The organism is Mycobacteroides chelonae, from assembly GCF_016767715.1.
GTDB lineage: Bacteria > Actinomycetota > Actinomycetes > Mycobacteriales > Mycobacteriaceae > Mycobacterium > Mycobacterium gwanakae.
This window is the reverse complement of sequence record NZ_CP050145.1, coordinates 1,541,176-1,554,528: the sequence shown is the minus strand read 5'-3', so window position 1 is coordinate 1,554,528 and position 13,353 is coordinate 1,541,176. Positions and strand designations below refer to the sequence as shown.

The 13,353-nt window shown below is 63.6% G+C and carries 14 protein-coding genes; 4 read left to right on the top strand and 10 right to left on the bottom strand.

Annotation, left to right across the window (positions count from 1 at the left end):
• Positions 1-49: 49 nt before the first annotated feature.
• Both HBA99_RS07690 and HBA99_RS07685 read right to left on the bottom strand, forming a co-directional pair.
• Positions 50-901, bottom strand: coding sequence for an alpha/beta fold hydrolase (locus HBA99_RS07690; protein ID WP_070952297.1), 852 nt, complete (start codon positions 899-901; stop codon positions 50-52).
• A 42-nt stretch (positions 902-943) separates the two neighbouring features.
• Complete coding sequence (locus tag HBA99_RS07685) at positions 944-2,653, bottom strand: alpha/beta hydrolase (protein ID WP_078322314.1); 1,710 nt, start codon at positions 2,651-2,653, stop codon at positions 944-946.
• A 303-nt stretch (positions 2,654-2,956) separates the two neighbouring features.
• On the opposite strand from HBA99_RS07685, the gene HBA99_RS07680 reads away from it, so the two are divergent.
• Positions 2,957-3,697 carry a TetR family transcriptional regulator gene (locus tag HBA99_RS07680; RefSeq protein ID WP_030094967.1) on the top strand — a complete coding sequence of 247 codons (741 nt, stop codon included), beginning with the start codon at positions 2,957-2,959 and terminating at the stop codon, positions 3,695-3,697.
• Positions 3,698-3,704: 7 nt separating this feature from the next.
• On the opposite strand, the gene HBA99_RS07675 is transcribed toward HBA99_RS07680, so the two are convergent.
• Positions 3,705-4,397 carry a sensor domain-containing protein gene (locus tag HBA99_RS07675; RefSeq protein WP_070951310.1) on the bottom strand — a complete coding sequence of 231 codons (693 nt, stop codon included), beginning with the start codon at positions 4,395-4,397 and terminating at the stop codon, positions 3,705-3,707.
• 134 nt (positions 4,398-4,531) lie between these two features.
• Between HBA99_RS07675 and HBA99_RS07670 the strand changes: the two genes are divergently transcribed.
• Positions 4,532-4,987, top strand: coding sequence for a MaoC family dehydratase (locus tag HBA99_RS07670; RefSeq protein ID WP_030094965.1), 456 nt, complete (start codon positions 4,532-4,534; stop codon positions 4,985-4,987).
• Here the strand turns inward: HBA99_RS07670 and HBA99_RS07665 are convergent, their stop codons facing one another.
• From HBA99_RS07665 to HBA99_RS07635, 7 genes are all read right to left on the bottom strand, one after another.
• The gene (locus HBA99_RS07665) at positions 4,988-6,112 is read right to left on the bottom strand and encodes an AI-2E family transporter (RefSeq protein ID WP_070917164.1); all 1,125 of its coding nucleotides are present in this window, start codon (positions 6,110-6,112) and stop codon (positions 4,988-4,990) included. It abuts the gene before it with no gap.
• Positions 6,113-6,214: 102 nt separating this feature from the next.
• Positions 6,215-7,012 carry an ABC transporter permease gene (locus HBA99_RS07660; protein WP_070931092.1) on the bottom strand — a complete coding sequence of 266 codons (798 nt, stop codon included), beginning with the start codon at positions 7,010-7,012 and terminating at the stop codon, positions 6,215-6,217.
• Position 7,013: 1 nt separating this feature from the next.
• A complete protein-coding gene (locus tag HBA99_RS07655; RefSeq protein ID WP_078322292.1) occupies positions 7,014-7,907 on the bottom strand; it encodes a 2-aminoethylphosphonate ABC transporter permease subunit in 894 nt (297 codons plus the stop codon).
• Positions 7,904-9,115 carry an ABC transporter ATP-binding protein gene (locus tag HBA99_RS07650; protein ID WP_070951311.1) on the bottom strand — a complete coding sequence of 404 codons (1,212 nt, stop codon included), beginning with the start codon at positions 9,113-9,115 and terminating at the stop codon, positions 7,904-7,906. Before HBA99_RS07650 ends, HBA99_RS07655 begins: the two co-directional genes overlap by 4 nt.
• 1 nt (position 9,116) lies before the next feature.
• Positions 9,117-10,136, bottom strand: coding sequence for a 2-aminoethylphosphonate ABC transporter substrate-binding protein (locus HBA99_RS07645; protein WP_070931148.1), 1,020 nt, complete (start codon positions 10,134-10,136; stop codon positions 9,117-9,119).
• Between the two features lie 29 nt (positions 10,137-10,165).
• On the bottom strand, positions 10,166-10,852 hold the full coding sequence (locus HBA99_RS07640; RefSeq protein ID WP_057969330.1) for a phosphonatase-like hydrolase: 687 nt from the start codon (positions 10,850-10,852) through the stop codon (positions 10,166-10,168).
• 28 nt (positions 10,853-10,880) lie between these two features.
• The gene (locus tag HBA99_RS07635; RefSeq protein ID WP_070931090.1) at positions 10,881-12,008 is read right to left on the bottom strand and encodes a TIGR03364 family FAD-dependent oxidoreductase; all 1,128 of its coding nucleotides are present in this window, start codon (positions 12,006-12,008) and stop codon (positions 10,881-10,883) included.
• A 97-nt stretch (positions 12,009-12,105) separates the two neighbouring features.
• Here HBA99_RS07635 and HBA99_RS07630 point away from each other — a divergent pair, with 97 nt between their 5' ends.
• Entirely contained in the window at positions 12,106-12,630 is a 525-nt protein-coding gene (locus HBA99_RS07630) for an HD domain-containing protein (RefSeq protein WP_165610946.1), read from the top strand.
• A complete protein-coding gene (locus tag HBA99_RS07625; RefSeq protein ID WP_070931089.1) occupies positions 12,620-13,327 on the top strand; it encodes a GntR family transcriptional regulator in 708 nt (235 codons plus the stop codon). Before HBA99_RS07630 ends, HBA99_RS07625 begins: the two co-directional genes overlap by 11 nt.
• Positions 13,328-13,353: the final 26 nt, after the last annotated feature.

The following is a 13,353-nucleotide window of genomic DNA, read 5'->3' as shown; positions in this document are numbered from 1 at the left end:
TACCTCAACAAACACGGCAGCCACGCTTGTCACATACGACACAGAGGGTCTATGCCCCCGCCATCCGAAATACCTCGTCGGCGATCAATCGCGGTTCGGTGAGGACTATCTGATGCCCGGATTTGCGGGCCACGACGTGGCGCGCTCCCAGCCGATGCGCGGTCAATTGGTGGGCAGCGTTCAGCTCCGACCGCGTCTCCTCGTTGAGAAACTCGGCGCGGGCTCCCGATATGACGGTGACGGGGATGCCGTTGATCATCGGCGGGTTATCACGCAACCCCGTCAGCCCTGCCACAAAGCGCCGGTCCTCCTCGTTGGCGGCCCGCCCGGCCCGCCACGTGAGATCTTCGGCCGTCATGTCGTCGACGACGTCGCGCGGCATCCGCGGCATCATGCGGCGGACGATGTGCGACAGCAGACCCACCCGCCCCAGCGCATCGAGCGCCGCGCGATGCATGGTGCCGAGGATCTGGAGGCGGAGTGAGGTCGGCCGGAAGTACGAATCCAGGTTCTCGTCGGAGTGATCGACGAGAATGATCCCCGCGATGCGTGACGGATCGGCAGCGGTCGACGCCAGTGCGATGGTTCCGCCGTAACTGTGGCCGACCAGGATGTACGGACCCGAACCGAGCGCCGTCAGCAGTGCATCCAGGTCCCCGGTGATGCGCTCCAGTGTGCGCGGTTGATCATCGTCGTCGCTGCGCCCCAAGTTCGCGCGGTCATAGACCACTGACCGAAAACGCTGGGCGACAAGGGGTTGCACAAGACCCCATGCCGACCGCGAAAATCCCATTCCCGACTCGAAGACCACCGTCGGGTCACCGGTTCCGGCGACCATGTAGTGCAACGCACGCCCGTCGGCGGTGCTCGCGTAGTTGCTCGACCCCAGGGTGTGGCTCACCCAGCCCACCGTACGGAACAGCCGCCGCCCAGGCGCGGGCCGCTACTCCCCCGAGCGCAACAGCGGCCGCAGCCGTTCGGTCTTCTCCGGCGTCCAGCCCGGAGGCTGCAGAATCGCCGCCCAGGCATCGGCCACGGCTCTGACGTAGACATGGCCATGCCCGTCGGGAACATCGACCGCCACGGCCATATCGGCGGACACCTGCAAGAAGGTGACAAACGGAATCCACTCCATGCTGGGCAACACGTCGTAGCCGCGAGGTTCGCGCAGCCAGTCGGGCTTGCTCAGGATGAGGTCGGAGTTCCACCACGCGATCGGATCCGACGCGTGCTGCAGATAGACAATGCGCGGGCGACCCCACGGATCGGCGGGCCGTTTGAGATCTTCTGGGCGCGAAGCGAATCGGACGTTTCTTCCGTTGTCGTAAATGGGTAGCACTTCCGGAGAACCGTCGTCGCGGTTGTGGGTGGCTTCCAGCCACATCGTGTTGTTGAAGGTCGGGCCGGAGAACAGCGCACCGTCGGTGCGGGCCACGATGTTGTTGACCGACAGGAACGGTGCCTCACCGCCGAACGACCCGAGGCTCTCCCCGAACACCACGAGCTTGGGCCGCATCCCCTCCGGCATCGCGCGGACCCGTGCCGAGACGGCTTCGAACAACGCTTGTCCCGCCTGGCGCGCGTTCTCCTTGTCCACCAGGAACGAGAGCCAGCTGGGCAGAAACGAGTACTGCATGCTGACGATGGCGGTGTCCCCGTTGTACATGTACTCGAGGGCGTCCGCCTCGGCTTCATTGATCCAGCCGGTTCCGGTGGTGGTAGCCACCGCGACCACCTTGCGGTGCAGGCCTCCCTCACGTTCCAGCTCGCTGGCCGCCAGCTCGGCCGTGGCCTTGATGCTGTCGGCCGATTCCATACCCGCATACGCCCGGATGGGCTCGGTGGCCGGAGCCTTGTTGAACGCCGAGAGCTCTTGTGTGGTGGCACCGCCTCCGATGAAGGCACGCCCCTGGTTACCCAGCGAAGCCCAGGAAACCAACGAGCCCGGCCCACCCGAGCGCAGCGCCGTCGTGGGCGCCGGATTGTCCGGGTTCTCCTCGTTGTTCACCGCCGAGAAGGTGTTGTTCAAGAAATCCATCGCGACCCTGACGACAACGCCGTTGATGAGTGCCATCGCCAGAACAACAACCAGTGTGACCGCAACCACAGCCGAGACACGTTTGGGGGCCACGCGATTGAGCCGTTCGATGAGAAACAGAATCAGATGGCGGATCTGCTGGCCGATCTCGACCAGGATGAACAAAACGAGGATGGACATCGCAGCGGTCTGCGGGTGCGCCCAGAAACTCAGCCGCGGCACACCCATGAGGTCGCGCACGCGGTCCTGCCAGAAGTGGAACCACACGATCATCAGGGCGGTGCCGATGATCCCCACGACGATGAGAATCCACCACGCGATGCGCGGCGCCTTAGGACTCGCATCCTGCGACCGCATGTACCGCACCAACCACACCGCCAGCACACCCAGCGCGTACCCGATGGCGCCCGAGCCCCCACTGACCAGCGCCTGGAAGAGCGGTCCACGCGGAAGCAACGAAGGAGTCATGGACAGCCAGAGAAAGACCAGGCCCACCGCAGTGCCGGTGAAGGTGTACTGCCGCGCCCACCAGTGCCTCTTCCCTGGCTTCTGCACAGCGGTCTCCACCACCGGTTCCTCGTCGATATCGCTGTCGATATCCCTGTCGATTGCCATCGCCACACCCTTCTCGATGCCGCCAGCTGCGAATGTCAATGGTGCCTGCACGTCGCCGTACCGCACAGAGGTATCACCAGATCGGCGACACGTCGCGGTCGCACTACCGCGACGTCACCACCACCGGAAACTCACGTGCGCAAATCTCTGAGGCGGATCGGCCGGCACCGTCTCAGCGAACTGTGCACGACGGGGAGCTGACCGCCCACCCAGGTCTCTGCGGTATCCTGCCAACTTGCTATCAGGGCGTTTGTCCGTAGGGCGGGGCAGATCGACGCAACGGGGGCACGACGAGGATTACACATGCGACATGCCGGTGTCGGCCGCGAGGCCAGGACGACCAGCACCCAAAGCCCCAAGCGGGAACGACGGCGCCGCGGCTCCATCACCGCCGAGGACATCATCGCCGGAGCATTCGAGCTTGCCGAGGAAATAGGGATCTGTGGGCTGAGCATGCCGCTGCTAGCGAAGCATCTCGATGTCGGTGTGACCAGTATCTACTGGTACTTCCGCAAAAAGGGCGAGCTTCTCGACGCGATGACCGACCGCGCCACCAAGCAGTATCACTTCGCCGCACCCTTCGTTGGCGACGAAACCTGGCAGGACGCCCTGCGCAGTCATACCCGCCGAATGCGGCAGGCGTTCCGGGAACGTCCGGTGCTCGTCGAGCTCATCTTGATGCGCACCAGCGAGCTCAGCGCCGAGGCGTTGCAGGCCAGCATTCAAAACCTGGAATCGCTTGTCCAAACCCTCATCGGCGTCGGATTCAGCCCGGATAACGCGCTCGATGTGTACTTCTCGCTGTCGCTGCATATCCGGGGCATCGTGGTGCTTGAGCACATGGACACCGTCATGCCCGCATCCGGTGAGGCTCGCAGCGTGGTGCCGAACGCCTCGCTGGCCCCTACCCTGCATGATCTGGCGTCCCGCGGTCATTCGATCGCGACGATCTCTGACGCCAACTTCGACTTCACCGTCGATGCCATCATCGAACGGGCCGAGAACCTGCTCGCCCAGGACATCGCGGCGCGCGAAGCGTCCTGATCGGCGCTCAGACCTTGGAGTTGAGCAGCTCCTCGATCTTCTGGAGCCGCTTGTCCGACAGCGCCTTGTTGTCGATCGATCGATCCGCTGAGCAGGTGACCAACTGCGAGATCACGTTTGCCTTGGCGATCACGGTGAACTCGCAAATCCATTGATCGCCATCGAGATTCGTCGACCAGCGGACCATGTCCGGCGAACCAGGGACCACCGGGCCGGGCGTGACCGTACTGCGTTTCTGATCATCCCCCCAGGCAGCTACCGAAAGCTGACATTTGGAGACGGTGGTGCGCACCGACTCGAGGAATCTCGACGCCTGGAAATCACCGGGGTAGGTAGCCGACACCTCGAGGAGTTGGTGCTGGTTCGGGTACTGGTTATCGGTCTGCGTCCGCGCTTCGCGCCCCGTGTAGTTCGTGGGGAAAAGCGGATGACGGCCATATCCGACGACCCCCTGGCATTCGGCAGGATCGGCACCGATCCATAGAACCGACTGCATATCGGTCTCGAACAGCGGCTTTCCCGGCGTCACGCTCAACGATTGCGCGGGAGTAAGCAGCTGATCGAGCTGAGCGGGCTGGATGGGTCCCGCCGATACAGATCGATCGGCCGTCGCCTCGCCGTCGACCCCACGTTGGCAGGCCACCACCCCGAGCAGCAACGCGACCACCAGCGGCACCGACCACCTCATGTCGGCAAACATTACCCGCATGTACCGTGCTGCCGGATTTCGGCATTGTCCCGTGGCAGGCATGCGATCTCGGGTAAGAAGGGTCCAGCCGGCATGAGAAGTCGGTAATGCGATCAGGCACCACGACCCGAAAAGGAGTGCGCGGTATGTCCACCAAGCTGGCGACACCACAGGAGCTGCTGTCCCTGGGCAGAGTCGAATTGGGTACCAGCAGTTGGGTTCAGATCACCCAGGAGCAGGTCAACGAGTTCGCGGATGCGACGGGTGACAGGCAGTGGATTCACACCGATACCGAACGCGCCAAGGCTGGCCCGTTCGGCGGGACCATCGTGCACGGATACCTCACGCTCGCACTCGCCCCGGCGTTCCTGGACGAGGTGCTTGAGATCGCGTCATATGACGCCGTGCTCAACTACGGCGTGAACAAGGTGCGGTTCCCTGCGCCCCTACACGTGGGAGCACGGGTACGCGGACATGTCACATTGCTGTCGGCCAAGTTGCGCGATAAGGGCACCGTCGAGGCGACGTACGGCATCAAATACGAGATCGAAGGCAAGGATCGGCCGCCGTGCGCGGCCGAGAGCGTGTATCTATACCAGTAGTCACGCCTCGTCGAGCGCCGGGAACAGCAGTTCCTGCGCAAGCACCTGAACCGCCGCCGCGATCGGAATCGCGACCAGCACACCGACGATGCCGAGCAGCGCACCGCCGATGAGCACTGCGACCACGGTGACTCCTGCCGGCACCTTGACTACACGCCCAATCACCTTGGGCGTCAGCACATAATCCTCGAACCAACGGAATCCGACATAGAAGGCCAAGGTGCCGGCCGCCACCGGGATGGACACCGTGAGCGCCACCGCAGCAACAACGATGCCCGCGACGGTCGATCCGTAGGGAATGAGGTCGAACATCGCGACCAGTACGCCGAGCAGCACCGCATAGGGCACATCGAACGCGGCGCACCAGATGAACGTGGCGACCCCGGCGATGATCGAGGTCACCACATTGCCGCCGACATAGGCCCCCACCTTCGCGAACACCTCATCGCCAATGAGGACGGCTCGTGGCCTACGCGAGTGCGGCACAAGGCGGTACACCGTGGCACGGATGCGGGGCATGTCGACGAGGAAGTAGATGGTCAACACCGCGACGATGCCGAGGTCCGCGAGCGCGCCGAAGACGGCGGTTCCGGCGCGCAACAGATCCGAGAACGCGGTGTCGCCCTCGCGGTTGACGAACTCGCCGATGTGGCGCTGCACATCGAACCGGTCGTTGATTTGACCGATGAATGACGAATGGTCCTGTGCCGCTTGAATGTAGCGAGGAGTTTGGTGCACTAGCTGAGTTCCCTGCTCCACCAGCGGCGGGATCGCCGCGGCCAGGAAGGCGGCCAGCGCCCCAAAGGCCACCAGCACCACCACCGACACGGCAGCCCAGCGCGGGCATCTGTGGTTGACCAACCATGACACCGCCGGTTCCAGCCCCAATGCGACGAACATCGCCAGCCCGACGAGAATCAACACCGAGGACATGGCCGCCAAGAGATGGACGACGCCGTAGGTCACGGCCACACCGGCCGACGCCATCAGCCCGACGTAGAACGGAGCATGACGGTTCCAGGTGGTACCACGGCGGCCGAGCGGGTGTTGATCCGAACGTATTTGTGCCGCACGGCGTTCCGCCTCAGCGATCGGACCTTCATCCTCGCTGTGGGGCTGTGCCACCAAGCGATGGTGGCCGTCGCCGGTATCTGCCAATGCGTACCCGTCTGGTGATGTGGACAGCGACATCATAGGAGCGACAGACCCGCTTGGAGGCAGTTCGGCCTAGCGAAGTGCCGCCTTCCCGCGAACCCTGCCGACCACGAGCAGCGCGAGTAACGTCACCAGCAGCAGCAGCGTCGTGGATGCAGCCGCCGAGAACACTTGTCCACGGTCCGAGAGACCGAAGATGGTCACCGGCAGGGTTCTCCACGTGGCCGGATACACCATCACCGTCGCTCCCAACTCCCCCATGGACAGCGCGATCGCCAGTCCGGCGGCCGCACCCAGTGACGGCATCAGCAGCGGCAGCGTCACCTTCACCAGTACCCGCCCCGGCCCCGCGCCCAACGACTCCGCCACGTGACGGTAGGCCGGATCAAGACGTTCCAGCGCCGCCGCAACGGAACTGAAGGCAAAGGCCAACACAAGTGCGGTATGCGCAAGGATCACAATCCATTTCGTTCCCCCGAGCAAGAAAGGGCGTTCGTTGAAAGCAATCAGCAATCCCAGACCGATCGCCACCGACGGAATTGCGATCGGTAGGTGGAAGACGACATCAATGGCTCTCCGAAACCATGGCGGCACCTCACGCACACTCAATGCGGCCCAGGCACCGAGCACCAACGCGAATGCACTCGCGATGAGGGCCGTCTGCAGACTGACGGCCAAACTGGCGAGATCGTCACCGCTGAGCGCCTCCCCGAATCGCTCAAACCCGAGCTGCGAGGGTAACGGGCCAGTCCACGCGCCGGCGAATCCGACAAGCGCCACGGTGGCAATCGGTGCCAGGAAGATCACGGTGACCGCAGCCACGAAGCACGTCCACAGGATAAGTCTGCTCCGCCTGCTCCACAGCAGCATGTCATGCCCCCTTGGGATGAAGCGCAGTCCGCCCGGACACCATGCGCGAGAAGATGATCCGGTACAGGCCGTACAACGCAAGTGACAGCGCTACCTGAACGGTCGCGATGACTGCCGCGCCCGGCAGATCGAAGGTGACGATGCCCCGGGTGTAGATCAGGACCGGCAGTGTTACGACTTCCTTGGCACCTGTGAATAGGACGATCCCGAACTCATTGAGCGCCAGAAGTAATACCAAGCTGCCGCCCGCCATCAGGGCCGGCCAGGCTTCCGGCATCAGTACCGTGCGCAGCACCCGCCACGGTGATGCCCCGAGGCTCGCGGCAACATCCAACTGTTCACGTGGGACTGTCGCGAAAGCGGCCAGCAAGGGGCGCACCACAAACGGCGTGAAGAAGGTGATCTCGGCCAGGATCACTCCGGTGGAACTGGACAGGAAATCCAGCGGACGCGCTCCTCCGGAGATACCCGCGACGACAGCGTTGACCGCACCCGCGGTGCCGTACAGAAAGGTGAAGGCGAGGGTGATCAGAAAGGACGGAAGCGCCAGGACGGTGTCGATCAGTCGTCCGACCAGTTCCGACCCCGGAAACGGTACGAAGGACAGCACGATGGCAATAAAAGTCCCCAACACCAGGCAACCGATGGTGGTGAGCACCGCGATCTGCGCCGTGCTCACCAGGGCACGCTGGAACAGCGTTGAGGTCAGCACCGCCAGCCACGTGCTGTTCCCCTCTCCGTCAGCGGAATTCGACAACACTCGCAGCAACGGGTACACGATGATGACGATCATGACGAGAAGCGGCGGCAGCGCCCACAGCATGGGTACGGTCCGTCGTGGTTCCCTACCGGGTGCTGCGTCCGTAGGATTGGCATGGTCCAGAACCGCGGTCATTCCGCCTCCCCCGGAATGGTGACCAGAACTCCGGCCGGCTCCGGGAACTTCACGCCGACAGCCGAATCCGGTGGAAAGTCGCCATGCCCGGGCACGTCCACGTCAATGAGCTGGTCGGGAAATCCATTCACCGCGAGCGACAGCCTGGTCGATGCTCCGCGCCACACCTGCGCGGCCACGCGTGCGTGCAGTGCACCCGGTTCGGTCGCGGCAACCACGGCAAGTGTGTGTGGGCGCACGCACACCATCGCATTGGCTCCGGGGGCCCAGGGGTCACGGCCCACTTCGGGCTTTGGCGCGATGACGCTCAGTACCTTGTCCCCCACCGAGACCAGTGCCGACTCCCCCGACACCCGTCCGACGGTGCAGGGGATCAGGTTCGCGCCACCGAGGAAGTTCGCGGTGAAATCGGAGGGCGGCCGGGTCCACAGGTTCCGCGCGGTATCGATATCGACCAGCTCCGCGTTGCGCATGACGGCAATCCGGTCTGCCAACGCCAATGCCTCGCTTTGGTCGTGGGTGACGTACAGCATGGCGGTATCCGACAAGGTCTTTTGTAGCTGCTGCAGCTCGGCGACCATCGACTGACGCAACTGAGCATCCAGGGCGGCAAGCGGTTCATCCAGAAGCAGCACCCGGGGCCGGATTGCCAGCGCGCGTGCAATGGCCACGCGCTGCTGCTGACCGCCGGACAACTCGCGGGGATAGCGGTCGGCATACCTGGACATGCTCACCATCGCCAGCGCCTCGTCGACGCGCGCCGCGATGTGGCCGGATTTGGTTCTACGTGCCCGCAAACCGAAGGCAACGTTGTCTCGCACGCGCATATGAGGAAACAGTGCATAGGACTGCACAACTACGCCGATTCCTCGTTTCGCGGGCGGTAGGTCCGTCACGTCGTGCCCATCCAGCCTGACCGTGCCGAAGGTTGGCCGCACGAAGCCGGCGAGTGCCTTGAGCGCGGTGGACTTTCCCGATCCACTGGGTCCAAGAAGGGCCACCGTTTCACCACGGGCGATACGCAGGTTGAAGTTTCGCAACGCTTCGGACCTCTTCTTACCGCGGCCATAGGTGACGGTCACATGGTCGAAGACGATCGCCGGTGCGTCCGCGGCAGCGCCAGCACGCGGGGCAGGTTCGACTGGAGTCCCGGCGAGGACATCGCCGACAAACCTTTTAGGCGAGGAGAATTCGGCACTGCGGTCCATATCAGCTCCCGGTCGCTTTCTGGTAGGCAATGAATGACGCATCGAGGGTGTCGAGCACCTGATTCCAGTCCGGATGCCAGATATTCACTCCCTCCAGGACTTCCGCCGGCGTGTTGGGTCCTGTCTCGGGTCGTACGTCGGTACGTACCGGCATCCCCAATGCCTCACCAGAGACGGTCTGCTGAACGCCCACGGACAGCAAGTAGTCGAGCAGCTTTTTCGCGCTCTCCAGGCGCGGGGCACCCTTGGTGATTCCAGCGACATACGGAAGGGAAACCGTTGAGCGGGAACCATCATCGGTCGCGGGGATGAACACCGAGAAGTTCGAGCGGTCTTCGCGGATCGATGCGAGGTTCATCTGAACGTCCCCGTTGGCCACCCATAGTTCTGCATTACTGACCTTGGGCTGAAGCTTGCCTGTGGAGCTGGACGGTCCAACGTTGTTGTGCTGCAGCTTTCTGAGATAGTCGACGGCACCCTGCTCTCCCATGAGGTGCTGCAGGAGGACCAACATGGCGGTACCGTCCCCGGCCTGCCCGGGTGTCGAATACTGAAGTTTGCCCTTGAACCTAGGACTCAGAAAGTCGCTCCAACGCGCATCTTTCAGCTCCGCGGCAGGGTTCGCGATGAACGTCAGATAGTTGTCGACAATCGCGACGTATCTACCATCAGTGTCTCGGTTGTTCTCGGCTACCGCGGAGACGTCAACCCCGGCGCCAACGAGTAGATCACTTCTTGCCGCCTTCTGGATGAAGGGCGGCAACGTCACCAGCAGGTCGGCCTGCGGGTTGGCCCTCTCCTTGGCGACCCGTGAGACCACCTCAGCAGAACCGGCTTCCACGAGATTCACGGATATTCCGGTACTTTGGGTGAATTTCTCGAATTGAGTCTCGTACCACGAGCCGAGCCCGTCCGCGCTGTACACGGTGACCGAGTTCGGACCGGTCCCACCACCGGTGCCGCCGCAGCCGCTTACCGTCAGGGCAACTGTCACGGTCGATACGAACCTCAGCACCCGCATCAGCGGGAGATTTTTCATGTCCTGCTCTTTCAGATTCGATGCAGGACGATGTCGGCAAAATCTCCCACCGAGTGCACGATGTGCGTAGGCTGCGCGGTGCTGAGCTGGGCGGCATCATGAGCGCCGGTCAGTGTCCCGGCGACAATCTGCGCGCCGGCGCGATGACCGGCCAACACATCGCTCGAGGTGTCGCCCAGGACCGCGACCTCGCGAACATCATTGACTTCCAGACGAAGCACGGACGTCAGCACCAGGTCCGGGTAGGGCCTGCCCCTCCCGGCCTCCGAAGGCGCCAGTGTCAAGTCTGCGATGTCGGCCCATCCCAGCGCCGCCAGTAGCTTCTCCTTGGTGGAGGCGCTGAAGCCCGTTGTGAGCGCGACTTTGACGCCGGCTTTTCTGAGCGTCGAAATAGCCTCCACCGCACCGTCAATCGGCCTGGCATGACCGTCTCCGATGAGCCTGTCGTACGCGTCCTCGAAGGTCCGGTTCGCATGTTGAGCCCTGTCCTCGTCGCCGAGTAGATGGCGGAACACGGCGATCTTCGATTGCCCCATGGTGTCGATGACGTACTGACGGGCGCGATCACGTTCAGGACCCACCTCCTCGATACCACCGGCGGTAGCCGCCGTCTCGAATGCCTTGAGCACCAATCCACCATCGGCGACCGTGGTGCCGGCCATGTCGAGCACGGCAAGACGAATAGGAATATCGGACATCGTTTTCCCTTTCCTGGGGTCGTCTGTACTAGAGGTTCATCAGGTCAGCTGTGTCCGCACCGATGGCCGGACCGAGGGTCATCCCGCGCCCGCCGGGGCCCGTCACCACCCACACCCCGGGCGCCGCCTCGCGCCGATAGACGATCTCGTTCGGGTCGGCGCATTGGGAGTAGACACCCGCCCACCGCCGCACCACTGGAGGGAGCTTGCGCCCCAACAGTTCCTCGGCCCTGTTGATGAGGTGCCGGTACGGAGCCTCGTCAACGTCGAAGGCGAAGGGTTCGGTGTACTCGTGGGTGTCCCCGATTGTCAGTCCGCCGTGCAGTCTTTGCACGCACAGCAGCTGCATCTTGTACTCGGCAGCCGTCGGTTCCTGAAGCTGCACGGCATTCAGGGCGTCGAGCGCATCACCGGCGAATGCCGGGTAATAACGCAGGCTGTCTCCGTCCGCGATCGCCGTGGTCAGCTCCTCACCGAGTGAGGCGGTCTGCATCATCTGCAACCGCACCCGGCGAACCGGGAAGTCGCCCAGTAACTCTCGCACCAGTCCGCCGTGCGCCGCCCCGGCACACATGACGACCGCATCCGCGCGGTACACCTCACCGTCGTCAGCACGAACCGAGACTCCGTCGGATGTGGCGTCGACCGACCGGGCCTCCGCGCCGGGCCGGAAGGAGTACCGCCCCGTCTCCTTGAGGTGTAACCGCATGGCCGGCAGCGCCACGCGTGACTCGACGGCGCCGTCCCGAGCGCAATGCAGCCCGGCGAGGAACTTTCCGCGTAGTGCGGGGTTACACCGCTGGACAGCCTCCGGGTCGAGCAGCGTGAATCCACGCGCACCGGCATCGGAGCGCGCCATCACCTCTTCGGCGACAGCCACCTCTTCCTGTGTCTGCAATAAGGTAAGCGATCCGATTGCCCGGAAGCCGGTACCCGGAACCGATTTCGCGATCCCCTGCCAGAGATCCCGAGACCGTTGTGCGACCTCCAGTTCTCGGGGCGACCTGCCGGAAACCCACACCAGGCCGAAATTCCGGACGGTGGCCCCACGGGCTTCGGATTCACGTTCCAGCTGCACCACGTGGTGTCCGCGCTCAATCGCAGCCCACGCATGGGCCGTTCCCAGAATCCCGCCACCAACAACCACCACTCGCATGCCACCAGCGTTTCGCATTGGTCTAGACCAATCAAGAACGCGGGGGCGAACACAGTATGAACAATTGGTATAGACCAATTTGGCGTACGCTCAGTCCGTGGACACCGTCGATGAACTCGAAGCAGTGCTGATGTCACTGCGCGGGATATGGGACGAGGAGGCCGTCGACGAGCTCGACCATGCCCTGCAGGCCGGATACCTCGCCCACGCCGACCGCGCGGACGATGAGCTGCTGCTCGCATCGGTTCTGCACGACATCGGGCACAGTCCGCTCCTCGGCCCCGCCGCCGACCACCGACACGACTCCATCGCGCGTGAATGGCTTACCCCTCGCCTCGGGAAACGGGTTGGGTGGCTTGCCGGTTCGCACGTCGCGGCCAAGCGGTACCTCGCGCTGACCGATTCCGACTACGCGTCGCATCTGTCCGCCGCATCCGTGGCATCGCTGGCCAGCCAGGGCGGAGCCGGCGCAGATAGCAGATGGAGTGAGCACCCGTGGTGGCCCGATGCACTCCGGCTGCGCCGGTTCGACGATGGAGCGAAGATTCCCGGGGCCAAGGGGCTTTCCATTCCCCACGTGCTCGCACTGGCCCGAAAGGTGGTGACACGGCATGACTTCTGACGTGCGACTTCCCAAGCATTACCGCGTACGCACCGAACTCGACCACATCCTTTCGGCACTGAGCGAAGGAGATTCAGTTCCGCCCGAGCGCGATCTCGCCGAACGATTCGAGGTGTCACGCGAGACCGTCCGCCAGGCGCTGCACGAGCTGCTCATGGAAGGGCGCATCGAGCGACGCGGACGAGGAACCGTGGTATCTGCGCCGAAGCTGGTGCAGCCTTTATCGTTACGGTCATACACCGAGGGCGCCCAGAGCCAGGGCCGAACCCCCGGGCGACTGCTGGTCACCTGGGAGGACATCACCGGAGACCCGGACCTATGCCGGGACCTCGGCATCCGGAACTCCTCGACGGTGATGCACCTGGAACGCGTACTGCTGGCCGATGGTGCCAAGCTCGGGCTGGAAAGCACCTATCTACCCAAATCGCGGTTCGGCTCATTGCGCAACACTTTCGATCCCGGCACCTCGCTGTACGAGGCCATACGCGAACTGGGAGTCGGGTTCGGCAGTGCCGTCGAGCGCATCGAAACGGTGCTCGCATCACCACGCGAGGCATCACTTCTGGACACCTCGACAGCTATGCCCATGCTCCTTCTGCACCGACGCACGCTCGACACCGACGGACGACCGATCGAATGCGTGCGCTCACTCTTCCGGGGTGACCGCGTGGCCTTCGAGGCAGTCCTAAAGGAATGACATTAAGTGTACGATTGACGTACACT

Bases quoted from the DNA above. Each gene is read 5' to 3' on its own strand.
- HBA99_RS07635 (WP_070931090.1), bottom strand. From the start codon at position 12,008: ATGCGAGTGGTGGTTGTTGGTGGCGGGATTCTGGGAACGGCCCATGCG.
- HBA99_RS07680 (WP_030094967.1), top strand. From the start codon at position 2,957: ATGCGACATGCCGGTGTCGGCCGCGAGGCCAGGACGACCAGCACCCAA.
- HBA99_RS07645 (WP_070931148.1), bottom strand. From the start codon at position 10,136: ATGCGGGTGCTGAGGTTCGTATCGACCGTGACAGTTGCCCTGACGGTA.
- HBA99_RS07685 (WP_078322314.1), bottom strand. From the start codon at position 2,653: ATGGCAATCGACAGGGATATCGACAGCGATATCGACGAGGAACCGGTG.
- HBA99_RS07670 (WP_030094965.1), top strand. From the start codon at position 4,532: ATGTCCACCAAGCTGGCGACACCACAGGAGCTGCTGTCCCTGGGCAGA.
- HBA99_RS07660 (WP_070931092.1), bottom strand. From the start codon at position 7,012: ATGCTGCTGTGGAGCAGGCGGAGCAGACTTATCCTGTGGACGTGCTTC.
- HBA99_RS07640 (WP_057969330.1), bottom strand. From the start codon at position 10,852: ATGTCCGATATTCCTATTCGTCTTGCCGTGCTCGACATGGCCGGCACC.
- HBA99_RS07650 (WP_070951311.1), bottom strand. From the start codon at position 9,115: ATGGACCGCAGTGCCGAATTCTCCTCGCCTAAAAGGTTTGTCGGCGAT.
- HBA99_RS07625 (WP_070931089.1), top strand. From the start codon at position 12,620: ATGACTTCTGACGTGCGACTTCCCAAGCATTACCGCGTACGCACCGAA.
- HBA99_RS07675 (WP_070951310.1), bottom strand. From the start codon at position 4,397: ATGTTTGCCGACATGAGGTGGTCGGTGCCGCTGGTGGTCGCGTTGCTG.
- HBA99_RS07655 (WP_078322292.1), bottom strand. From the start codon at position 7,907: ATGACCGCGGTTCTGGACCATGCCAATCCTACGGACGCAGCACCCGGT.